Consider the following 22221-nt stretch of genomic DNA (forward strand, 5'->3'; position numbering starts at 1 on the left):
CGATAGATCTGGACTTCCCAGACAGTGGGAAGTTAGTATCGGCTTGTGGGACAGCATAGCGGGATCGGCGTGCTGGACAAGGCAGTGGCCGTCCTGAACGCCGTCGCAAAGGATCCGTGTGGGCTCGCCGAGTTGTGCAACCGGACGGGCTTGCCCAGGGCCACCGCGCACAGGTTGGCGGTAGGGCTTGAGGTGCACCGGTTGCTGCGACGGGGTTCCGACGGCCGCTGGCGTCCGGGCGCGGCACTGGCGGAACTGGCGGGCGGCGCGACCGACCCCCTGCTCGACGCGGCCTCCTCCGTACTACCGAGGCTGCGCGACATCACCGGCGAGAGCGTCCAGCTCTACCGCCGCGACGGCATGCAACGAGTCTGCGTCTCCTCCGCGGAACCCCCCAGCGGCCTGAGGGACACGGTCCCCATCGGCGCGAGATTGCCGATGACCGCCGGCTCGGGCGCAAAAGTATTGGCCGCCTGGGCCGACCCCAGCACCCAACGCTCAGTCCTGGCCGACGCCGTCTACGGCGAACGCACCCTCCTGGAAGTCCGCCGCCGAGGCTGGGCACAAAGCGTCGCAGAACGAGAACCGGGCGTAGCCAGCGTTTCCGCCCCGGTAAGGGACAGCACCGGCTCGGTAGTAGCCGCAGTTTCCGTCTCGGGCCCAATAGACAGAATGGGCCGCCGTCCGGGCGCCAGGTGGGCCGCCGACCTCCTGGCAGCCGCAGAAGCCCTCCAATCCCGCCTCTAGGCACCAAGGGGGCCCCTCTGTTCGCCCCTGCCCCGCAGGGGCGAACAGAGCCCCCAACAGCCACAACAGAGCCCAGACCCAGCACCAACCCCGACGCCACCAACCCTCACGCGGCAAAGCCGCCGGGGGGTGCAGGGGGGCGAAGCCCCTCCTGCCCGGGGTTTGGGGGTCGGACCCCCAATGTGAAATGCGAAAGATCCCCGTTGTGCGCAAGCACAACAGGGATCTCCCAATCTGTAGCCCCGAAGGGATTCGAACCCTCGCTACCGCCTTGAGAGGGCGGCGTCCTAGGCCGCTAGACGACGGGGCCCTAGAAACTTTCTTCTGTTTTCAGTTTAGCAGATCCGCTCGGTTCTCACCAAATCGGTTCTCGCTGTGTTACCCCGGTAGTCTAGCACATCTTCTTTTCTACCGTTGCAGCTGGGGTACCAGGACTCGAACCTAGACTAACTGAACCAGAATCAGTCGTGCTGCCAATTACACCATACCCCATTGGTTTCCCGGCCCGCTCCCCTCGCCGAGGGGGGCTCTCCGTTCCGCCGGGAAGAATACTAGACCACGCCCCCGGCGGAACGGAAATCGGGGGTCACGCGGAGGTGGCCGCCAGCTCGCAGACCAGGAGTTCGGGCAGCTCAGCGAGGCTGCTGATGGCCGAGATGCCGGCCGGGAGCGCGCCGGTGCGGGAGCCGTGGCGGTTGAGCCAGACGCCCCTCAGGCCCGCGTCCCGGGCGCCGATCGCGTCGGCGTGCAGCCGGTCGCCCACGTGGACGGCGTCGCCGACGTCCACGCCGAGGTCGGCGCAGGCGGTGTCGAAGATCACCCGGTCGGGTTTCGCGGCGCCGACCTCGCCCGCGATGAGGACCGTGTCGAAGTACCGGGCCAGCCCGAGCGAGGCGATCTTGACCCGCTGGTGGCGCCCCGAGGCGTTGCTCACGGCCGCCAGGGGCAGCCCGGCGGCGCGCAGCCACTCCAGGCACGGCACCACGTCCGGGAACAGCCGCCAGCCCGAGGACAGGACCTCCTGGCGCCGCAGCTCCCGGCGGGTCGCCTCCTCCTGGTCCAGCTCCTCGCCCAGCGCCGCGAAGAAGGCGCGGGTCCGGATGTTCCGCATGGTCTCGTACTCCAGCTCGCCGGCCAGGAGCCGGGCGCAGTGCTCGTCGGTGATGCGCTGCCACAGCGACCAGGCGTCGTCGTTGCCCACCATCGCCGCCAGGGCGGCCCGGGACGAGGTGCTGTAGTCGACGAGGGTGTCGTCGACGTCGAGGCACACCGCCCGGATCTCGCCGGTTCTCCGAGGGGTGGAAGTCGGGGCTGCGGTTGTCACCCCGTGAGGCTAGGTGCGCCCGACCCCGGTCCGACTCGACCAGAGAGGTGATATCTGGGGGTTCTTGCACGGTCAAGCATCGCTGAACCCCCCGATCGCACCACTCAGATTGCCCCGAGCGCGCGGCGCAATCGCCCGATCGAGCGACCCTGGCCCACCAGTTCCAGGGATTCGTACAGGGGTGGCGAGACGGTACGGCCCGTCACGGCGACCCGCACGGGGGCGTACGCGTCGCGCGGCCTCAGGCCCAGTCCGTCCACAAGGGACGCCTTCAGGGCGCCCTCGATCGCGGCGGCCGTCCACTCCGGAAGCGATTCCAAGGCGGTGATCCCGGCCTCCAGCACGGGCCGCGCGCCCTCGCCCAGCGCCTTGGCCGCGGCGTCCGCCTCGGGCGCGAAGTCCTGCTCCCGCACGAACAGGAACCGGACCATCGCGGATGCCTCGGACAGCACGACCAGCCGCTCCTGCACCAGCGGCGCGATGCCGGCCAGCAGCGCGCGCTGCTCCCCGGTGGGCTCGGCCGGCAGCACGCCGTCCTTGATCAGGTAGGGCAGCACGCGCTCGACGAAGTCGTCCACCGGCAGCGCGCGCAGGTGCGCGGCGTTGACCGCCTCGGCCTTCTTCAGGTCGAACCGGACCGGGTTGGCGCCGACCCGGGCGAGGTCGAACGCGGCGACCAGCTCCGCCGCGGGCAGGACGTCGCGGTCGTCGGCGACGGGGCGGCCGAGCAGCGCGAGGTAGTTCAGCAGGCCCTCGGGCAGGAAGCCGCGGTCGCGGTAGTGGAACAGGTCCGAGCGCGGGTCGCGCTTGGCGAGCCGCCGGTCCCCCTCGCCCACCACGCGCGGGAGGTGGCCGAACTCCGGGGTGGGGCCGGCCACGCCGACGCGGGCCAGCGCCCGGTGGAGCGCGATCCGGCGTGGCGTGGACGGGAGCAGGTCCTCGCCGCGCAGCACGTGCGTGATGCCCATCAGCGCGTCGTCGACGGGGTCCGCGAACGGGGGCAGCGGTTCGCCGTCGGCGCGCACCAGCACCGGGTCGGGCGTGCCGCCCGCCTTGGCCACGACCTCGCCGCGCACCAGGTCGACCCAGGAGATGTCCTCGTCGGGCATCCGCAGCCGCAGCACGGGCGAACGCCCCTGCGCGCGGAACCCGGCCTTCCGCTCCTCGGTGAGGTCGCGGTCGAAGCCGTCGTAGCCGAGCTTCGGGTCCTGCCCGGCCGCCCGGCGGCGCGCGTGCACCTCCTCGGGCGTGGAGAAGGACTCGTAGAGCTCCCCCGCCTCGACCAGGCGCCGGGCCACGTCGTCGTGCAGGCCGCGGCGCAGGCGCTGCCGGTACGGCGCGTGCGGGCCGCCGACCTCGGGGCCCTCGTCCCAGTCCAGGCCCAGCCAGCCCAGGGCCTCCAGCAGCGGGAGGTACGACCCCTCGCGGTCGGGCGCGGCACCGGCGTCCTCGACGCGGAGCACCACCTCGCCACCCGCGTGGCGGGCGTACGCCCAGTTGACCAGGGCGGTGCGGACGAACTCCACGTGGGGCGCACCGGCCGGCGGCGTGCCGATCCGGACCCGAACCCCTGGAGCGGCTGCTGCTGCGCTCATGACCCGATCAGCCTATCCGCCTTGACCGGCGCCCGCCGCGAGAGCATGCTGGCCTTATTCAACTGGTGTTGAAAAAGGGAGGGAAGATCATGGAACGCACAGGCGTCGCCGTCGTCGGTGGTGGCCCCGCGGGCATGGTGTGCGCGTTGCTGCTGGCCAGGGCCGGTGTCGAGGTGACCGTGCTGGAGAAGCACGGCGACTTCCTGCGGGACTTCCGCGGCGACACGGTGCACGCGTCCACGCTCACGCTGCTGGACGAGCTGGGCCTCGGGCCCTCGTTCGCCGAGGTGCCGCACCAGCTCGTGGACCAGGTGCAGGTGCTGCTGGACAGCGGGCCCCAGACGATGGGCGACATGACGCGGCTGCCCGGGCCGCACAAGCACATCGCGTTCGTCCCGCAGTGGGACTTCCTGGACCTGCTGGCCGACGCGGGCAAGCGCGAGCCGGCCTTCGCCCTGCGGATGGACACCGAGGTCGTCGGCCTGGTCCAGGAGCGCGGCCGGGTGACCGGCGTCCGCTACCGCACCGCCGCGGGCGAGTCGGGCGAGCTGGCGGCCGACCTGGTGATCGCGGCCGACGGCCGCAGCTCGCTGGTGCGCGCCCAGGCCGGGCTGCCGGTGCACGCGTTCGGCGCGCCGATGGACGTGTGGTGGTTCCGCCTGCCGCGCGACCCCGGGGAGCTGACCGGCGCCACCGGGCGGTTCAGCCGGGGCAACGCCATGGTGCTGATCAACCGCGGCGACTACTTCCAGTGCGCCTACCTGATCCGCAAGGGCACCGACCGGATGCTGCGGCAGGAGGGCGTGGAGGCGTTCCGGCGGCGCGTGGTGGCCCTGGTGCCGTGGCTGGAGGACCGGATCGGGACGCTGGAGTCGCTGGACGACGTCAAGCTGCTCGACGTCAAGCTGGACCGGCTGCGGCGCTGGCACACCGACGGCCTGCTGTGCATCGGCGACTCGGCGCACGCCATGTCGCCCATCGGCGGGGTCGGCATCAACCTGGCCGTGCAGGACGCGGTGGCCGCCGCGCGGATCGTGGCCGGGCCGCTGCGGCGCGGCGCGCTCACCACCGCGGTGCTGGCGAAGGTGCGGCGGCGCCGGTGGTTCCCGACCGCGGTGACGCAGGCGGTGCAGCGGCGCATCCAGGACTCGTTCCTCAAGCCGACGCTGGCGGGCACCTCGACCGCCACCCCCGGCCGGCCGCCGCTGCCGGTGCGGCTGATGCGGCGCTTCCCGGTGCTGCAGGGGGTGCCGGCCTACCTGGTGGGCATCGGGCTGCGGCCCGAGCACGCACCGGACTTCGCCCGGCGCGCGCCCGAGCGGATCGAGCGGAGCTGACGGGTCAGCGGTCCACCCGATCGGCGGTCCACCCGATCAGCGGTCCACCACGGAGTTGGTGAGCGTGCCCAGGCCCTCCACGGTCACCGAGACGGTCTGCCCGGCGGTCAGCGGGCCGACGCCGGCGGGGGTGCCGGTCAGGATCACGTCCAGCGGGCGCAGGGTCATCACCGACGAGATGTACTCGATCAGCTCGGGGATGCCGTGCACCAGCAGCGAGGTCCGCGAGTCCTGCTTGACCTCGCCGTCCACCTCGGTGCGGATGGCCACGTCGGACGGGTCGAACTCGGTCTCCACCCACGGCCCCAGCGGGCAGAACGTGTCGAAGCCCTTGGCCCGCGTCCACTGGCCGTCGGTCTTCTGGAGGTCCCGCGCGGTGACGTCGTTGGCGATGGTGTAGCCCAGGACCGCCTGCCCGGCGCGGGAGGCGGGGATGTCCCGGCCGCCGACGCCGACCACCACGGCCAGCTCGCCCTCGAAGTCCACCCGCTCGGACACCGCGGGGAGCTTGATCTCCGCGTTGGGGCCGATGACGGCGGTGTTGGGCTTGAGGAACATCAGCGGGGCGTCCGGCACCTCGTTGCCCAGCTCGGCGGCGTGCTCGGCGTAGTTGCGGCCGATCGCCACGATCTTGGGCGGCAGGAACGGGGCCAGCAGCCGGACGTCGGCCAGGGGCCAGCGGCGGCCGGTGAACTTCGGGTTCGCGAAAGGGTCGTCGGCGATCTCGACCGCGGTCAGGTCGTCGCCTTCGCCTTCGATCGCGGCGAAGGCGAGGCCACCGGGTTGGGCGATACGGGCAATGCGCACGGAGTTCACCCTAACCGGCGGCTGGAAAGCGCACCGGGTGTGCCTAACGTCGTGGGATGCGAACCCTGCTGATCGCGCTCGCGCTGCTGCTGGGGGCGGCCATCCCTGCCTCGGCCGCCCCGGTGCCCCTGGAGGCGGGCACGCCGCTCACCGCGCCGTCCTCCGCGAACCGGTGCGCCAACGGCTACAACGTCCGCGGGTACCTGCTGGTCCCGCCGAACTGCGCGCCCGTCGGCGCGGTCGTCAGCGGTCCCGGCGGCATCGACGTCGGGGCGGTCGTGGCCGTCCGGGAGACCTACTCGGTCGTGCGGATCACCAACACCACCGCGTGGGTCCAGCGGCCGACGATCGCCGGCCGCACCGGCGTCGTCACCGGCTCCGCCGAGACACCGGTGGGCGGCGCGGTGTGCGCGGTGGGCCGCTCCAGCGGGCTGCGCTGCGGCACCGTGCAGGCCAGGAACGTGACGGTCAACTTCCCGACCGGGACGGTGTCCGGCCTCACCCGCACCACCCTGTGCACCGACCCCGGCGAGACCTGGAAACCGGTGTTCACCGGCTCCCAGGCCCAGGGGCACGTGCTGGGCGGCAGCGGGAACTGCTCGACCGGCGGCACGTCGTTGTTCTACCCGGTCAACCGCATCCTCGCGGAGAACGGGTTCACGCTCGTGACGGGCTGACCCGCATCGCCTTGTGCGCGAGCGCGTCGCACAGGGCCAGCCAGCTGGCCTCGACGATGTTGCCGTGCACGCCGACGGTGGTCCACTCCTGCTCGCCGTCGGTCGACTCCACGAGCACGCGGGTGACGGCGTCGGTGCCGTGCTCGGCCGAGGTGGAGCGGGTACCGGCGAGGATGCGGACCTTGTAGTCGTTGAGCTTCACCGCGTCGAGCCACGACAGGTGGGGCAGCAGCGCCTTCCGCAGCGCGGCGTCCAGCGCGTGCACCGGGCCGTTGCCCTCGGCGGTGGCGATGACCCGCTCACCGGACGCGTGCACCTTGACCGTGGCCTCGGACACCACGGCGCCGTCGGGGCGGTGGTCGAGCACCACGCGGTAGGACTCCAGCCGGAACGGCAGCTCGTCCAGTTCGGACAGCTCCGCCTTGAGCAGCAGCTCCAGGGAGGCGTCGGCGGCCTCGAACGACCAGCCGCCCGCCTCCAGCTCCTTGACCTTGCGCACGACGTTGGTCAGGGCCTCGGGCCGGCGGGTCAGGTCGATCCCGAGCTCACGTCCCTTGAGCTCCAGACTGGCCCGACCCGCCATCTCGGTGACCAGCACCCGCATGTCGTTGCCGACGGTGTCCGGGTCGATGTGGTTGTACAGCTCCGGGTCCACCTTGATCGCGCTCGCGTGCAGCCCCGCCTTGTGGGCGAAGGCCGACGACCCGACGTATGCCTGGTGGGTGTCGGGTGCGATGTTCGCGATCTCGGCCAGGGCATGGGAGACGCGGGTCAGCTCGGCCAGCGACTCGTGCGGTAGCACCTGCAGGCCGAGCTTGGTCACGAGGTTCCCGACGACGGCGAACAGGTCCGCGTTGCCCGCTCGCTCGCCGTAGCCGTTCGCGGTGCACTGGACGTGCGTGGCGCCCGCCTGCACCGCGGCGATCGTGTTGGCCACCGCGCAGGACGTGTCGTCCTGGCAGTGGATGCCGACGCGGAAGCCCGTGCGGGCGATGACGTCGGCGACGGTCTCGGACAGGCCGAGGGGGAGCTGCCCGCCGTTGGTGTCGCACAGCACCACCACGTCGGCGCCACCCTCCACAGCGGACTCCAGCACGCGCAGCGAGGTGTCCGGGTCGAAGGCGTAGCCGTCGAAGAAGTGCTCCGCGTCGAGGAAGACCCGGCGGCCCTCCTCGACCAGGTGGCGGACGGTGTCGCGGACCATGGCGCAGTTCTCCGCCACGTCGGTGCGCAGGGCCCGCTCGACGTGCCTGCGGTCGGACTTGGCGACCAGCGTCACCACCGGCGCCTGGCTGTCCAGCAGGGCCTTGACCTGCGGGTCCTCCGTCACCTTGACCCCGGCCCTGCGGGTGGAGCCGAAGGCGACGAGCTGGGCGTGCTTGAGCGCGACCTCGCCCGCCGCGACGCGGGCGAAGAACTCGGTGTCCTTGGGCAGCGCGCCCGGCCAGCCGCCCTCGATGAAGCCCACGCCGAGCGAGTCGAGCAGCCGGGCCACGGCCAGCTTGTCGGTGACCGAGTAGGAGATGCCCTCGCGCTGGGCACCGTCCCGCAGGGTCGTGTCGTAGACGTGGAAGCTATCGCCGAGGGGGGTCACGTGGGGGCTCCTAAGGATCTTGGAAAACAAAAAGACCCCCCGCAGGATGCGAGAGGTCGGCGCGTCGGGTGCTCGGCGGAAGCACTTACCCGACGCGCTGGGAAATAATGATCGCGCTGTGGAGAGCCACGTCGGTGATGGTGCCACAACCCGTCCGGGCTTACCAAGCCACGGACGGGTTGTCCCACATCCTGGTGAACGGCTATCGCCCGCGAACCCGGTCAGGCGCCCGCCAGGAACCGCGCGAACGCCTCGACGGCGGCCGGGTTGCGCGGTGACTCGACCAGGGCCGCGTACGGGAGCGCGAAGAACCTCTTCTCCCTGATGGCGGGCACGTCGCGGAGCGGTTCGTAGGACTCCAGGAAAGCCCGCTTCTGCTCGGGCGTGCTCGCGTCGCCGTCCGCGTAGTCGTTGATGAGCACGACCTCGGGCGCGCGGTCGACCACGGCCTCCCAGCCGACGGTGGTCCAGCTGTCGTCGAGGTCGCCGAAGATGTTCTCGCCGCCCGCCTTCTCGATGATGGCCTGCGGCGCGGCGTTGCGGCCCGAGGTGAACGGCTGGTCGAGCCCGCTGTCGTAGAGGAACACCTTCGGGCGCTTTTCCTTGACCAGCTTCCCGGCGTCGGCTATCTGCTTCTGGTAATCGGCGATGAGCCGTTCGGCCCGGTCCTCGACGCCGAAGATGCGGCCGAGGTTGCGCAGGTCGGTGTAGAGGGCGTCCAGCGGGGGCATGATGCCGCGCTGCTCGCCCACGCCGTTCCGGCACGCCTCGGTGAGCTGGTAGGTGGCGATGCCGAGGTCGGCCAGGGCGTCCGGGGTGAAGCCGGTGCTCTCGGAGAAGCCGTAGTTCCAGCCCGCGAACACCAGGTCGGCGCCGGCGCCCTGGACCAGCTCCTTGCCGATCTTCTCGCCGAGGTGCGGCACGCGCTCGAAGTCGGCCTTCCAGGGCGAGGACGCCACGTCGCCGGACTTCGCGGCGGCGGGGATGACGTACCCGGCCATGCGGTCGCCCAGGCCCAGCGCGAACATCAGCTCGGTGATGCCGGTGTCGTTGGTGACCACGCGGGAGGGTCGCGCGTACGCCACCCGCTCGCCGCAGTTGGTGACGGTCACCTCGGCCGCGGCCCGGGGCGCGGCGACCTCGGCGCCGCACGCCGCGGTGAGCAGGACCGCGGCGAGCGCGGCGAGCGTTCTGGTCACGGGGTGGCCTCCAGGTGGTCGAACAGCAGTTGCGGCACCCCGCTGGTGGGGTGCGCGACGACGTGGGCGCGGACGCGGAAGACCTCGGCCAGCACCTCGGGGGTGAGTACGTCCGCGGGCCCGCCGCTGCGCACGACGCGGCCGCGGTCGAGCACGTGCAGGCGGTCGCAGTGCGCGGCGGCGAGGTTGAGGTCGTGCAGCACGGCCAGCACGGTCACGCCCAGGCCCCGGACCAGGGCGAGCACCGCCAGCTGGTGGCTGATGTCCAGGTGGTTGGTCGGCTCGTCCAGGACCAGCACCTTCGGCTGCTGCGCCAGGGCGCGGGCGATGAGCACGCGCTGCCGCTCACCACCCGAAAGGGTGAGGAAGCCGCGGTGGGCCAGGTGGGCGGCGCCCACCCGGGACAGCGCGTCGCGCACGACCGCGTCGTCGCCGGGGCCGGCGCCGTGCGGGAGGCGGCCCATGGCGACCACCTCGGTGACGGTGAAGTCGAACTCGACGTGGCTGTCCTGGGTGAGCGCGGCCAGGTCGCGGGCGGTGTCCCGGACCTTCAGGGAGGTGATGTCGCGGCCGCCGAGGCGGACCACTCCCCCGTGCGGCACCAGCGCCCGGTAGACGCAGCGCAGCGTGGTGGACTTGCCGCTGCCGTTGGGGCCGACGATGCCGTGCACCTCGCCCCGGCCGGCGGTCAGGTCGACGCCGCGCAGGATGCCGTCGACGGCGAGCGCCCGGAGTTCCAGGTCCACCTCAGCGCCCCCCGAACACGTAGCCGCGGCAGCCCATGAGGAACACGAAGCACGGCACGCCCAGGGCGGCCGTGATGACGCCCAGGGGCAGCTCCTCGGGCGCGGCGAGCAGGCGCGCGGCCACGTCCACCCAGATCAGGAAGCAGGCGCCCGCGAGCGGGGCGACGGCCAGCACCCGGCGGTGGTCCGCGCCGACGGTGAGGCGGACCAGGTGGGGCAGCATGAGGCCGACGAACCCGACCGCGCCGCTGACCGCGACCAGCACGCCGGTCATGGCGGCGGTGACCGCGAACAGGGCGCGGCGCGTGCGGGCGACGTCGACGCCGAGGGTGGTGGCGGTCTCGTCGCCCAGGGACAGGGCGTTGAGGTGCCCGGCGCGGCCGACGAGGTAGGCGGTGCCCGCGACCACCACGGCCGCCGCGACCGGCACCGACGCCCAGGTCACCCCGCCCAGGCTGCCGAGCAGCCAGAACATCGCGGCCCGGGCCGCCTCGCCGCGGGGTGACTGGAACACCAGCAGCATCGCGACCGCGGAGAAGCCGTGGGCCAGGGCCGTGCCGGTGAGGACCAGGCGCAGCGGGGTCAGGCCGCCCCGGCCGGCCACCAGGTAGACCAGGACCATGGCCACCAGGGCGGACAGGAACGCGGCCGTGGACAGCGCGTAGACGCCCAGCGAGGCGAACAGGCCGGTGGTGGCGACCGCGGTGGCGCCGACGCTGGCCCCGGAGGAGATGCCCAGCACGTACGGGTCGGCCAGGGCGTTGCGGACCACCGCCTGGATCGCCACGCCCACCGCCGACAGCCCCGCGCCCACGACGGCGGCCAGCAGCACGCGCGGCAGGCGGATGTCCCACACGATCCGGTACGGCCCCGCCTCGGCGGCCTCCACGACCCCGCCCGTGGCGGCCGCGCGCAGGTAGCGCAGCACGTCGCCGAACGGGACGCTCACCGGCCCGAGCGCCACGCCGCACACCACGGACCCCGCCAGCACGACGACCAGCACCAGGCACAGCGCGGCGGTGGAGCGGGGGCGGCGGGGCGTCGGGGGTGGCGCGGTCGTCTCGACCTCGGTCGCGCTCTCGGTCACCGGGCACCTTCCGGGCAGGTGGCCTCGACCGGTCGGCCCCGGCCCACGCGGACCGGCGCACCCGTCCCGCAGACCACGGCAGGAGTGGAGCTTCTTCCCACCGCCCGCGGGTGATCGGGCTCGCCGAAGGCGACTTCGGCTTACCGTTGCGGGTCAGCGCCGGACTCTCACCGGACTTCCCCCACGGGCGGCACCCGGCACACTACCTCCCCGCGCGAGTCGAACCCCCGGACCCGTCGTGTCGAATCCCCAGGACCCCCGAGTTCGACGTTCAGGACCCTCCAACGCCGAAAACCCCCGGCCCGACGTTCGCGCCCCCCTGCCGGGAGGGGGGCGCGAACGTCGAACTCGGGGGTCTTGAGCGTTCGACTCGCGGGGTCTGGGGGTTCGACTCGCGGGTCAGGCGCCGGTGCGGACGTTGGACGAGACCAGGGCCGCCAGGCGGTCGCCCACGGCGTAGGTCGCGCCCGGCGACGAGTGGTCGCGGGTGGCCAGGTCGAAGGCCACCGACGCCTCGATCCGCCGCGCCGCCTCCGACTCGCCCAGGTGGTCGAGCATCAGGGCCACCGACAGGACCGCCGCCGTCGGGTCGGCGATGCCCTGGCCGGCGATGTCCGGCGCGCTGCCGTGCACCGGCTCGAACATGCTCGGGTTGCGCCGGGTCACGTCGAGGTTGCCCGAGGCCGCCAGGCCGATGCCGCCGGTCACGGCCGCCGCCAGGTCGGTCAGGATGTCGCCGAACAGGTTGTCGGTGACGATCACGTCGTACCGGCCCGGGTCGGTCACCAGGTGGATGGTGGCCGCGTCCACGTGCTGGTAGGCCACGGTCACGTCCGGGTGCTGGAGCGAGACCTCCTCGACCACCCGGGACCACAGCGACCCGGCGTGCGTCAGCACGTTGGTCTTGTGCACCAGCGTCAGGTGCTTGCGCGGCCGGTTCGCCGCCCGGGCGAACGCGTCGCGCACCACCCGCTCCACGCCGAACGAGGTGTTGATCGACACCTCGGTCGCGATCTCGTGGGGGGTGTCCTTGCGCAGGAGCCCGCCGTTGCCCGCGTACAGGCCCTCCGTGCCCTCGCGCACGACCACCATGTCGATCTCCGGCGGGTCGGCGATCGGGCTGCGCACACCGGGGTAGAGCCGCGCCGGGCGCAGGTTCACGTGGTGGTCGAGCTCGAACCGGAGCCGGAGCAGCAGGCCGCGCTCCAGGATGCCGCTGGGCACCGACGGGTCGCCCACGGCACCGAGCAGGATCGCGTCGTGCTGGCGGAGCTCGCCGAGCACCGACTCCGGCAGCAACTCACCTGTGGCGTGCCAGCGCGCCGCGCCGAGGTCGTAGCGGGTGATCTCAGCCGCTGGAACGACCTCACCGAGCACCTTCAGGGCCTCGGCGACGACCTCGGGCCCGATCCCGTCTCCTGGGATCACTGCGAGCCGCATCCACACACCTCCCAGGTATCAGTCCCAACTCACGGGACTAGTTCTCAACGCGAAAGGCTACCGGTCTTATGGGGCGAAACCGCACTCGGAACACACCTCCGTGGCCATCTCTCCCGGACTGCGGGACACCCGAACGGTTCAAGGCCCCCGATCGGGCGTCACCCGATGCGCTTAAACGACTCTGGCCGGCCGGGGCAACCCCCGACCGGCCAGAGCGTCGTACGTCAGGCGGTTCAGCCGGCCGAACCGCTGCCCGAGCGGCCCTTCACCTTCACCACGTCGGCCTTGTCACCGGTGGCGTTGTGGTGGTGCAGGACCAGCAGGCTGTCCGAGCCGTCGGCGGCCAGGGCCGCGGCGTCCCGGTTGACCACCAGCGCGGTACCCGGGCGGGCCAGGTAGGACAGCGCGGCGTCGCCGCCGCCCTGGACCCACAGGCCCGGCTTGAGCGGGTCGAACGACAGCGGGCTGGGGATCGAGTCCACCAGGCCGTCGGTGGAGCCCGGCGCCAGGTAGAAGCCGCTCACGCCGACCTGGTAGGTCAGCCGCGAGGTGTCCGCGGTCGGGTCGATGCCCAGCGCCGACAGCAGCACCGGCAGCACGACCACGTTCGTGTCGAACACGTTGGTGTCGACGTCGCCGAACTGGCCGTTGACGCCCTGGATGTCGACGGTGGCACCGGTGCTCAGGTTCACCGTGGTGGCGACGAGCAGGTCGGTGTCGGTCAGCTTGGTCGCGTACACCTCGTAGTCGAACGCGCCGTCACCGTTGGTGTCGATGTCGACGAACGGCACCGTGTTGCCGCCCAGGTTCTGCCAGTTGCCCCAGGTGGCGAGGCCGAACGCGAGCAGCGCCTCGTCGGGGTTCCCCTGCGCCCTGGCCAGCGGCGCGGTGGACGCGGCGCCGACGTAGCGCAGGTCACCGCTCTTGGCCGTGTCGTTGAGGACGCAGTTGGTGGTGACGTTGCGGCGGCACTCCGGCAGCCGCGGCGAGGTCGCCTGGAGCTCCAGGACGCTGACCAGCGAGCGGTAGGCGCCCTGGTTGAGGCCCCGGCCGGTCAGGTTCAGCACGGCCTGGCCCGACTTGTCGGCCCGGACGCTGTTCACCGTGCCGATGTCGGCCACCGGCTTGGGCGCGGAGTACACCGGCACCCGCAGCGCGACGGACGAGCCCGACTTCGGGGTGAGGACCACGCGGCCGGACGCGTCGGCCAGGAACTGGCGCGGCGTGTCCAGGTGCAGCGGCTCGACCGTCGGGTCGACGGTCTTGCGCAGCGCGGCCGGGTTGTCGATCTTCAGCGTGACCTTGACCCGGGCGATGCCGCGCGGGCTGAGCCGGACGGTGTCGGCCGACAGCTCGTAGCGCACGCCGGGGATCTCGGTCAGGGCCTCGTAGCCGACGGTGTAGTCGACCCACTTGGTGGACTTGTTGACCACCTTGATGGTCTTGGTCAGCGACACCGGCCGCGACACCTCGACCACGCCGAACGACGCGGACACCACGCCCGGGTCGTCCTGCACGAGGGCCAGGACCTGGTTCTCCACCGCGGCCTTGCCGTCGACGCGGCCCGCGCCCACGCGGTTGGGGGCGTAGGTCTTGCCGTCGGCCTTGACGTCGTGGCCGGCGGAGTTCATCACCGCGGCCTTGACCTCCTCGGGCGTCCAGTCCGGGTGGACCTGGCGCACGAGCGCCGCGATGCCGCTGACGTGCGGCGCGGCCATCGAGGTGCCCGAGTTGACCTGCGGCTTGTTGCCGGAGCCGACCAGCACCGAGGCGATGGTGTCACCGGGGGCCGCCACGTCCGGCTTCACGGCCGGGCTGCGCGTGCCGCGCGAGGTGAACGAGCTGGGCGTGTCGGTGATCGACTGGTCGTAGGTCGGCAGCGAGACGGCGAGGTCGCCGCCCAGCCGGACCGCCAACGTGCCCGCGGCCAGCGCGGGGCGCAGCTCGGCGGTGGCCGTGCCGGTCAGCTGCAGCACCGGGATCACCGCGTTGCCCGCGATGCCGGCGTTGAAGTGCTCCAGCTGCGAGGTGAACAGCGCGCCGACCGCGCCCGCGGCGGTGGCGTTGTTCGAGCGGCCGGCGGAGCCGCAACGGCGCGTGGCGTCGTTGTCGTCCCACTCCAGCCACACGATCTTGCCCGCCACGGCGGCCTTGTCGGCGGCGCTGAACGGCGCGCAGCCGTCCTTGTTGCCCGGGTCGCCCAGGGCCACCACGGGGGCGGAGACGCTCTTGCCCTCGTAGTTGTAGTTCTGGCTGTACTGGCCGGGCTTGCGGCCGGCCACGGCGGCCGGCGCGGTCACCTCGGCGGCGTCGCGCAGCACGAACGCGTCGCGGGTGCTGGCCACGGCCAGCGCCTCGGGGGTGTTGCCCGGCGAGCCGCCGATGTCGTACAGGTCGCCGCCGTTGCCCGCGGAGAACACGGTGAGCACGCCGGAGGCGTTGAGCTTGCGGACGAACAGGCTGTCCGGGTCGTCCGGGGCGCCGTAGTCGGAGCCGAGGGACAGGTTGACCACGTCGAGGTGGTCGGAGAAGTCGCCGTCGCCGTCGGGGTCGAGCGCCCAGTCCAGGGCCTGCGCGGTGACGTTGGTCGAACCGTCGCAGCCGAACACCTTCAGCGCGTACAGCAGGGCCTTGGGCGCGGTGCCCGGGCCGATCCGCATCGCGTTGAGCGCCTCGGGGGTGAGCTTGGTGTAGTCGCCCTTGAAGGTGCTGCCGTCGGCGTTGACGCCGAAGCCCGCGGTGGTGCCGGCGACGTGCGAGCCGTGGCCGTTGCAGTCCAGCGGGTTGGGGTCCGGCTTCGGGGTGTTGACCGCCGGGTCGTCGCTGCCGCCGTCGTAGGCGTTGCCGACGAAGTCGTAGCCGCCGACGACCTTGGGGGTCGGGAAGTACGACGGGTCGACCTTGGTCTCGTCGATGGCCTGGAACGCGGCGATGGTGCCGGGGCCGTCGAAGTCGGCGTGGGTGTAGTCGATGCCCGTGTCGATGATGCCGACGCGGACGTCGTCGCCCAACTTGCCGTACTGCTGCCACGCCTTGAGCGTGTTGGTCAGCTGCACGGCGCTGGAGTTCTCGCGGGTCTTCGGCACCACGGTGCGGATGGACTTCACGTCCGCGCGCTGCGCCAGCTCGCGCACCTTGGCCGCATCGGCCTGGACGACCACGCCCGGCACGCCGTTGGCGGTGCGGTAGAGCTCCTTGGTCGCGCCGTCCCTGCCCTTGAGGTCGCCGACCACGCGGTCGACCACCTTGCCGGTGTCGGCCTTGGTGGCCTTGGCGGCGTCCTTCGCCTGCTGCTTGCTGGCGCCCTGGCTGGTCTTCTCCGCGTAGGTGTCGACGGCCGGCTTGGCCTCCAGCTCGACGAACGCGGTGACGCGGCCCTTCGCGGCGGACAGCCGCTGGGCGACCTTCATCTGCAACGTGCCGGCGTCCAGGCCGCGCGCGGCGGCCACGGACTGCGCCGGCTGATCCTCCGCGGCCAGCGCCGTGCCGGTGGACGCCACGAGGAGGATCGTGGCGAACAGCGGTACGGCTGATCTGGCGACAACGCGAGATCGGCTCACAACTTGCCCCAACCGAGGTCGGATACGACCGGGCAGGCAGCGTCGCGACGTTTTCCAGGGGGGACAGCTGCCCGCGTGGTGCCGTGCCCTCTACGGCACCGGGTCAACCTCGTGGGGAGGAACCTAATCCCTCGGTAGAGCCGATCAATTAATCCGAACGAGTGACGACGCCCACAGATTTGACAATCAACCGTTAACTGCAACGCCGCCGGTACCTGCGACGATATCCGTCACCAGGTTCCGGCGGCGTTAGCCCGTTCCGGGGGATGTCCCCCTTTCGGGTCAGTCGAAGTTGACCGAGCGCACCGTGCGGGCGCCGACGGCCGCGCCGATCGGGTCCAGCACGGCGGTGTCCACCGGGCGGTCCACGCGCAGCAGCATGAACGCGTCCTGGCCGTCCTTGGTCTGGCTGATCTGCGCGGCCTCGACGTTCACGCCCGCCTCGCCGAGCAGGGTGCCGACCGTGCCCATCACGCCCGGGCGGTCCGGGTACTCCAGCAGCAGCACGTTGCCCTCGGTGCGCAGGTCGAAGCCGCGGCCGTTGATGCCGACCAGCTTCTGCACCTGGTCGAGGCCGGTCAGCGTGCCCGAGACGGTGATGACCGCGCCGTCGGCCTGCACCGCGCGCACGGTGACCAGGCTGCGGTGGTTGGCGCTCTCCGGCTCCTTGACCAGGTCGACCTGCACGCCCAGCGAGCTGGCCAGCGCCGGCGCGTTGACGAAGGTGACCTGCTCCTCGACCACGCTGGAGAACACGCCGCGCAGCGCGGCCAGCGGCAGCACCGCGACGTCCTCGTTGGACAGCTCGCCGCGCACCTCGACCGTGACGCCGGTCGGGGCCTTGGCCGACAGCGCCGCGACGACCGCGCCGAGCTTCTGCACCAGCGGCAGGTACGGGCGGACCTCCTCGCCGACCACGCCGCCGCCCTGCACGTTCACCGCGTCCGGCACGAAGTCGCCGGCCAGGGCGAGCAGCACCGACCGGGCCACGTCCGTGCCCGCGCGGTCCTGCGCCTCGGTGGTGGACGCGCCCAGGTGCGGGGTGACGACCACGTTGGGCAGGCCGAACAGCGGGCTCTCCGTGGTGGGCTCGGTGGAGAACACGTCGATGCCGGCGCCGCCGACCTGGCCCTCCTTGACCGCCTCGGCCAGCGCCTCCTCGTCGACCAGGCCGCCGCGGGCGGCGTTGACGATGATGACGCCGCGCTTGGCCTTGGCCAGCTGCTCGGCGCCGATCAGGCCCTTGGTCTCCGGGGTCTTGGGCAGGTGGATCGAGATGAAGTCGGAGCGCTCCAGCAGCTCCTCCAGGGTGACCAGCTCGATGCCCAGCTGCGCGGCGCGGGCGGCGCTCACGTACGGGTCGTAGGCGATCAGCGTGGTGCCGAAGGCGGCGATGCGGGCGGCGAACAGCTGGCCGATCTTGCCCAGGCCGACGACGCCGACGGTCTTGCCGTTGACCTCGACGCCGTTGAACTTGCTGCGCTTCCACTGGTGGTCCTGGAGCGTGGCGTGCGCGAAGGGGATCTGGCGGGCCGTGGCCAGCAGCAGGGCGACCGCGTGCTCGGCGGCGCTGACGATGTTGGAGGTCGGCGCGTTGACCACCATCACGCCGCGCTCGGTGGCGGCGGGCACCTCGACGTTGTCCAGGCCCACGCCCGCGCGGGCGACGACCTTGAGCCGGGTGCTCGCCTTGAAGACCTCGGCGTCCACCTTGGTGGCGGAGCGGACCAGCAGGGCGTCGGCGTCGGCGACGGCTTCGAGCAGCGCGGGACGGTCGGTGCCGTCGACGTGGCGCACCTCGATGTCTTCGCCGAAGACGTCGAGAACGGACGGTGCGAGCTTCTCGGCGATCAGGACAACGGGCTTGGTCACGGACGTCGCTCCCAGCGGTCTGGTCGGGTGGGGAGCGCGGGGCCGTCGTTGCAGGTCGTCACCCGCGCCGGCCGGCCACGGCAATGTGTCCGGGTTGTTAACGAGCATAGCCGGCTCCCGCCCCGGCAAGAACGGCGGGTGCCCCGTTTCACCTGCTGGAACGCGGTACGCGCGTCCCATTCGGACCCCTCACCCCCGAGGTGGCCGAACGCAGAACTCGGGGGTCCTGAACGCATGACACGCGAGACCTGAACGCATGACACGCGGGGTCTGAACGCATGACACGCCCGAAAAGCACTTTTTCACCGGCGAGTCATGCGCTCAAGACCCGCGAGTCATGCGCTCGGGACCGGCGTGTCATGCGCTTGGGACCGGTGAGTTGTGCGTTCGGTGTGCGGGTCAGTCGTTCCAGGGTTCGTCGAACTCGCCGTCCTTCACGCCGAGGATGAACGCCTCCCACTCGGCGGGGGTGAAGACGAGGACGGGGCCCTCGGGGTGCGCGGAGTTGCGCATCGCGGTGTAGGTGACGCCGTCGGTGTGCTCGACGAACGCGATCTCGACGTGCTCCTCTTCCTCTTCCGCGCCTTCGTCGTTGCGGATCCACTCGGCGGTCGAGAGGTCGAGGTTGCCCCGGACGTGGGCCTTGTCGTCGTATATGGGCGCGCTGTCGGTCATGCCGCTTAGGTATACCGGAGCCCGCGGTGTCCGGGAACACCGCGGGCCGCCGGGCAAAACCGCAGGTGTTAGGCCGTTTCGGTGATGGGGCGGTCGACCCACGACATGAGGCCGCGCAGCTTCTTGCCGACCTCCTCGATCGGGTGCTGCTCGCCCTCCTGCTGCAACTTGCGGTAGTTGCCGCGGCCGGCGTCGTCCTCGTTCACCCACTCGGTGGCGAACGTGCCGTCCTGGATCTCGCCCAGGATCTTGCGCATCTCCTCCTTCACCGCGGGCGTGACCACGCGCGGGCCGCGGGTCAGGTCGCCGTACTCGGCGGTGTCGGAGATCGAGTAGCGCATGCGGGCGATGCCGCCCTCGTACATCAGGTCCACGATGAGCTTCAGCTCGTGCAGGCACTCGAAGTAGGCCACCTCGGGCGCGTAGCCCGCCTCGGTCAGCACCTCGAAACCGGCCTGCACCAGCGCGGACGCGCCACCGCAGAGCACCGCCTGCTCACCGAACAGGTCGGTCTCGGTCTCCTCCTTGAACGTCGTCTTGATGACGCCCGCCCGGGTGCCGCCGATGCCCTTGGCGTAGGACAGCGCGAGCGCCTGGGCGTTGCCGGTCGCGTCCTGCTCGACCGCGATCAGGGCGGGCACGCCCTTGCCGTCGACGAACTGCCGCCGCACCAGGTGGCCCGGGCCCTTGGGCGCGACCATGGCCACGTCCACGTTGGACGGCGCCTCGATCAGGCCGTAGCGGATGTTGAAGCCGTGGCCGAAGAACAGCGCGTCGCCGTCCTTCAGGTTGGGCGCCACGTCCTGCGCGTAGATGTGCCGCTGCGCGGTGTCCGGCGCCAGGATCATGATCACGTCGGCCTCGGCGGCGGCCTCGGCGTTGCTCAGGACCCGCAGGCCCTCCTCCTCGGCCTTGGCCGCGGACTTCGAGCCCTCGCGCAGGCCGATCCGCACGTCGACGCCCGAGTCGCGCAGGCTCAGCGCGTGCGCGTGCCCCTGGCTGCCGTAGCCGATGACCGCGACCTTGCGCCCCTGGATGATGCTCAGGTCGGCATCGTCGTCGTAGAAGATCTCGACGCTCACTGGTTGGTACTCCCTTTCAAACGGGTGGACTAGCGCACCGCGGTCGCGGTGATGGAGCGGGCGCCACGGCCGATGGCGACCATGCCGGACTGGACGATCTCCCGGAGGCCGTACGGCTCCAGCATCCGCAGCAGCGCGTCGAGTTTTTCAGACGTGCCGGTGGCTTCGACGGTGACCGCCTCGGGCGAGACGTCGACGACCTTCGCGCGGAACAGCTGCACCGTCTCCAGGACCTGGCTGCGCACCGTGGCGTCGGCGCGCACCTTGACGAGCAGGAGCTGCCGCTGCACCGAGGCCGCCGGCTCCAGCTCGACGATCTTGATGACGTTGATGAGCTTGTTGAGCTGCTTGGTGACCTGCTCCAGCGGCAGCTCGTCGACCGAGACCACGATGGTCATCCGGGAGATGTCGGGGTGCTCGGTGCGGCCGACGGCCAGCGACTCGATGTTGAAGCCGCGCCGCGAGAACAGGCCCGCCACGCGGGCGAGGACGCCGGGCTTGTCCTCGACCAGAACGCTCAGGGTGTGCTTCGTCATCATCAGTCCTAGACGTCGTCTTCGTCGTTGCGGTCCCCACCCGGCAGGCGGGCGCTACACATCGTCTTCGTCGAACAGCGGGCGGATGCCGCGGGCGGCCATGATCTCGCTGTTGCCGGTGCCGGCCGCGACCATGGGCCACACCTGGGCGTCCTTGCCGACCACGAAGTCGATGACGACCGGCCGGTCGTTGATCTCCATGGCCTGCTGGATGACCGCGTCGACCTCCTCCTTCGACTCGGCCCGCAGCCCGGCGCAGCCCATCGCCTCGGCCAGCATCTTGAAGTCGGGGATGCGGTGCTTGTGCGTGCCCAGGTCGGTGTTGGAGTAGCGCTCGCCGTAGAACAGGGTCTGCCACTGGCGGACCATGCCCAGGTTGCCGTTGTTGATCACGGCGACCTTGATCGGCAGGCCCTCGATGGCGCAGGTGGCCAGCTCCTGGTTGGTCATCTGGAAGCAGCCGTCGCCGTCGATGGCCCACACCTGGACGTCGGGCACGCCCGCCTTGGCGCCCATCGCGGCGGGCACCGCGAAGCCCATCGTGCCCAGGCCGCCGGAGTTGATCCAGGTGCGCGGCGACTCGTACTTGACGAACTGCGCGGCCCACATCTGGTGCTGGCCGACGCCCGCGGTGAACAGCGTGTCGGCCGGGGTCAGCGCGCCGATCCGCTCGATCACGTACTGCGGGGACAGCGTGCCGTCCTCGGGCCAGTCGTAGCCCAGCGGGAACGTCTCGCGCCACGAGTTCAGCTGGTCCCACCACGGGGTGAGGTCGACCACGCGCGCGGCGTTCTCCTGCTCGGCGCGGACGGCCTCGACCAGCTCGCTGATGATGTCCTTGCAGTCGCCGACGATCGGCACGTCCGCGCGGCGGTTCTTGGAGATCTCGGCCGGGTCGATGTCGGCGTGCACGACCTGCGCGTCCGGCGCGAACGTGGACAGCTGCCCGGTGACCCGGTCGTCGAACCGGGCGCCCAGCGCCACCAGCAGGTCGGCCTTCTGCATCGCGGCGACCGCGGCGACCGTGCCGTGCATGCCGGGCATGCCCAGGTGCTGGGGGTGGGAGTCGGGGAACGCGCCGCGCGCCATCAGCGTGGTGACCACCGGGATGCCGGTGCTCTCGGCCAGCTCGCGCAGCTCCGCGGACGCCCCGGCCTTGATCACGCCGCCGCCGACGTAGAGGACGGGCCGGCGCGCCGCGGCGATCAGCTTCGCGGCCTCGCGCACCTGCTTGCCGTGCGGGCGGGTCGTCGGCCGGTAGCCGGGCAGGCGCAGCTCCGGCGGCCAGGAGAACGAGGTCATCTCCTGGAGCACGTCCTTGGGGATGTCCACCAGGACGGGGCCGGGCCGGCCGGTGGCCGCCAGGTGGAACGCCTCGGCCACCGCGCGCGGGATGTCCGCGGCGTCGGTGACCAGGAAGTTGTGCTTGGTGATCGGCATGGTGATGCCGCAGATGTCGGCTTCCTGGAACGCGTCGGTGCCGATCAGCGGGCGGGACTGCTGCCCGGTGATGGCGACCACCGGGACGGAGTCCATGTTGGCGTCCGCGAGCGGGGTGACCAGGTTCGTCGCGCCGGGGCCGGAGGTGGCCATGCACACGCCGACCTTGCCGGTGGCCTGGGCGTAGCCGGTGGCCGCGTGGCCGGCGCCCTGCTCGTGGCGGACCAGCACGTGGCGGACCTTGGTGGAGTCCAGCAGGGGGTCGTAAGCAGGCAGGATGGTGCCGCCGGGGATGCCGAAGACCACCTCGCAGCCCACCGCTTCGAGGGAGCGGACGAGCGACTGGGCACCGGTCACGCGGATCGGGGCGCCAGTCGGCGGGGCCGGTTTCGGCCGGGGTCCAGGGCGGGGCGACGGCGGCTCGCCGGGAGCCGGTCGCGAGGTTGCGCTGGTCATCTTCTGCCTCGTCGGTAAGGGGGGTGCACGGTCCGGGCACGAAAAAA

At 71.7% G+C, this 22221-nt stretch carries 17 protein-coding genes, 2 tRNA genes and 1 riboswitch; of the genes, 3 read left to right on the top strand and 16 right to left on the bottom strand.

The window, feature by feature from the left end; all coding sequences use genetic code 11:
• The first annotated feature begins 45 nt into the window (after nucleotides 1–45).
• Nucleotides 46–747: an IclR family transcriptional regulator gene (locus tag EKG83_RS40320; RefSeq protein ID WP_051765960.1), complete on the top strand. Its 702-nt coding sequence runs from the start codon at nucleotides 46–48 to the stop codon at nucleotides 745–747.
• A gap of 237 nt (nucleotides 748–984) precedes the next feature.
• On the opposite strand, the gene EKG83_RS40325 is transcribed toward EKG83_RS40320, so the two are convergent.
• From EKG83_RS40325 to gltX, 4 genes are all read right to left on the bottom strand, one after another.
• A tRNA-Glu gene (locus EKG83_RS40325) sits at nucleotides 985–1057 on the bottom strand.
• A gap of 110 nt (nucleotides 1058–1167) precedes the next feature.
• Nucleotides 1168–1239, bottom strand: a tRNA-Gln gene (locus EKG83_RS40330).
• A gap of 94 nt (nucleotides 1240–1333) precedes the next feature.
• Nucleotides 1334–2071 carry an HAD family hydrolase gene (locus EKG83_RS40335; RefSeq protein ID WP_228122391.1) on the bottom strand — a complete coding sequence of 246 codons (738 nt, stop codon included), beginning with the start codon at nucleotides 2069–2071 and terminating at the stop codon, nucleotides 1334–1336.
• 104 nt (nucleotides 2072–2175) lie between these two features.
• Nucleotides 2176–3666 (bottom strand): glutamate--tRNA ligase, encoded by a 1491-nt coding sequence (gene gltX / locus EKG83_RS40340; protein WP_051765963.1) that lies wholly within the window; start codon nucleotides 3664–3666, stop codon nucleotides 2176–2178.
• An 89-nt stretch (nucleotides 3667–3755) separates the two neighbouring features.
• Between gltX and EKG83_RS40345 the strand changes: the two genes are divergently transcribed.
• The gene (locus tag EKG83_RS40345) at nucleotides 3756–5003 is read left to right on the top strand and encodes an FAD-dependent oxidoreductase (RefSeq protein WP_153278738.1); all 1248 of its coding nucleotides are present in this window, start codon (nucleotides 3756–3758) and stop codon (nucleotides 5001–5003) included.
• Between the two features lie 36 nt (nucleotides 5004–5039).
• Here EKG83_RS40345 and EKG83_RS40350 read toward each other — a convergent pair whose 3' ends face one another.
• On the bottom strand, nucleotides 5040–5810 hold the full coding sequence (locus EKG83_RS40350; RefSeq protein WP_033431522.1) for a fumarylacetoacetate hydrolase family protein: 771 nt from the start codon (nucleotides 5808–5810) through the stop codon (nucleotides 5040–5042).
• A 56-nt stretch (nucleotides 5811–5866) separates the two neighbouring features.
• On the opposite strand from EKG83_RS40350, the gene EKG83_RS40355 reads away from it, so the two are divergent.
• Nucleotides 5867–6487 (top strand): S1 family peptidase, encoded by a 621-nt coding sequence (locus tag EKG83_RS40355; RefSeq protein WP_033431523.1) that lies wholly within the window; start codon nucleotides 5867–5869, stop codon nucleotides 6485–6487.
• Here EKG83_RS40355 and cimA read toward each other — a convergent pair.
• The 11 genes from cimA to EKG83_RS40410 form a co-directional block, all read right to left on the bottom strand.
• Entirely contained in the window at nucleotides 6468–8081 is a 1614-nt protein-coding gene (gene cimA / locus EKG83_RS40360; protein WP_194282969.1) for a citramalate synthase, read from the bottom strand. The genes EKG83_RS40355 and cimA overlap by 20 nt on opposite strands.
• 221 nt (nucleotides 8082–8302) lie before the next feature.
• Complete coding sequence (locus EKG83_RS40365; RefSeq protein WP_033431524.1) at nucleotides 8303–9280, bottom strand: ABC transporter substrate-binding protein; 978 nt, start codon at nucleotides 9278–9280, stop codon at nucleotides 8303–8305.
• Nucleotides 9277–10026 carry an ABC transporter ATP-binding protein gene (locus EKG83_RS40370; protein WP_051765964.1) on the bottom strand — a complete coding sequence of 250 codons (750 nt, stop codon included), beginning with the start codon at nucleotides 10024–10026 and terminating at the stop codon, nucleotides 9277–9279. The genes EKG83_RS40365 and EKG83_RS40370 overlap by 4 nt, the downstream gene beginning before the upstream one ends.
• Before the next feature lies 1 nt (nucleotide 10027).
• Nucleotides 10028–11113, bottom strand: a complete 1086-nt coding sequence (locus EKG83_RS40375) for a FecCD family ABC transporter permease (protein WP_084716477.1) — start codon at nucleotides 11111–11113, stop codon at nucleotides 10028–10030.
• A gap of 88 nt (nucleotides 11114–11201) precedes the next feature.
• Nucleotides 11202–11317: riboswitch (cobalamin riboswitch) on the bottom strand.
• Between the two features lie 195 nt (nucleotides 11318–11512).
• Nucleotides 11513–12553, bottom strand: coding sequence for a 3-isopropylmalate dehydrogenase (locus EKG83_RS40380; protein ID WP_033431525.1), 1041 nt, complete (start codon nucleotides 12551–12553; stop codon nucleotides 11513–11515).
• Between the two features lie 233 nt (nucleotides 12554–12786).
• Entirely contained in the window at nucleotides 12787–16113 is a 3327-nt protein-coding gene (locus tag EKG83_RS40385) for a S8 family peptidase (RefSeq protein ID WP_033431526.1), read from the bottom strand.
• A gap of 282 nt (nucleotides 16114–16395) precedes the next feature.
• Nucleotides 16396–17985: a phosphoglycerate dehydrogenase gene (gene serA, locus EKG83_RS40390; protein ID WP_033431527.1), complete on the bottom strand. Its 1590-nt coding sequence runs from the start codon at nucleotides 17983–17985 to the stop codon at nucleotides 16396–16398.
• A 399-nt stretch (nucleotides 17986–18384) separates the two neighbouring features.
• Nucleotides 18385–18660 carry a DUF397 domain-containing protein gene (locus tag EKG83_RS40395; protein WP_033431528.1) on the bottom strand — a complete coding sequence of 92 codons (276 nt, stop codon included), beginning with the start codon at nucleotides 18658–18660 and terminating at the stop codon, nucleotides 18385–18387.
• 68 nt (nucleotides 18661–18728) lie between these two features.
• Nucleotides 18729–19742, bottom strand: coding sequence for a ketol-acid reductoisomerase (gene ilvC / locus EKG83_RS40400; protein ID WP_033431529.1), 1014 nt, complete (start codon nucleotides 19740–19742; stop codon nucleotides 18729–18731).
• Between the two features lie 29 nt (nucleotides 19743–19771).
• The gene (gene ilvN, locus EKG83_RS40405) at nucleotides 19772–20278 is read right to left on the bottom strand and encodes an acetolactate synthase small subunit (RefSeq protein WP_033431530.1); all 507 of its coding nucleotides are present in this window, start codon (nucleotides 20276–20278) and stop codon (nucleotides 19772–19774) included.
• 54 nt (nucleotides 20279–20332) lie between these two features.
• Nucleotides 20333–22174: an acetolactate synthase large subunit gene (locus EKG83_RS40410; RefSeq protein ID WP_033431531.1), complete on the bottom strand. Its 1842-nt coding sequence runs from the start codon at nucleotides 22172–22174 to the stop codon at nucleotides 20333–20335.
• Nucleotides 22175–22221 lie beyond the last annotated feature (47 nt).

The sequence above is a fragment of the Saccharothrix syringae genome, from assembly GCF_009498035.1.
Lineage (GTDB): Bacteria > Actinomycetota > Actinomycetes > Mycobacteriales > Pseudonocardiaceae > Actinosynnema > Actinosynnema syringae.

What these genes read in the sequence shown, in the direction of transcription:
- gltX (WP_051765963.1), bottom strand. Translation starts at nt 3,666, where the DNA reads ATGAGCGCAGCAGCAGCCGCTCCAGGGGTTCGGGTCCGGATCGGCACG.
- EKG83_RS40345 (WP_153278738.1), top strand. Translation starts at nt 3,756, where the DNA reads ATGGAACGCACAGGCGTCGCCGTCGTCGGTGGTGGCCCCGCGGGCATG.
- EKG83_RS40355 (WP_033431523.1), top strand. Translation starts at nt 5,867, where the DNA reads ATGCGAACCCTGCTGATCGCGCTCGCGCTGCTGCTGGGGGCGGCCATC.
- EKG83_RS40380 (WP_033431525.1), bottom strand. Translation starts at nt 12,553, where the DNA reads ATGCGGCTCGCAGTGATCCCAGGAGACGGGATCGGGCCCGAGGTCGTC.
- EKG83_RS40395 (WP_033431528.1), bottom strand. Translation starts at nt 18,660, where the DNA reads ATGACCGACAGCGCGCCCATATACGACGACAAGGCCCACGTCCGGGGC.
- ilvN (WP_033431530.1), bottom strand. Translation starts at nt 20,278, where the DNA reads ATGACGAAGCACACCCTGAGCGTTCTGGTCGAGGACAAGCCCGGCGTC.
- EKG83_RS40410 (WP_033431531.1), bottom strand. Translation starts at nt 22,174, where the DNA reads ATGACCAGCGCAACCTCGCGACCGGCTCCCGGCGAGCCGCCGTCGCCC.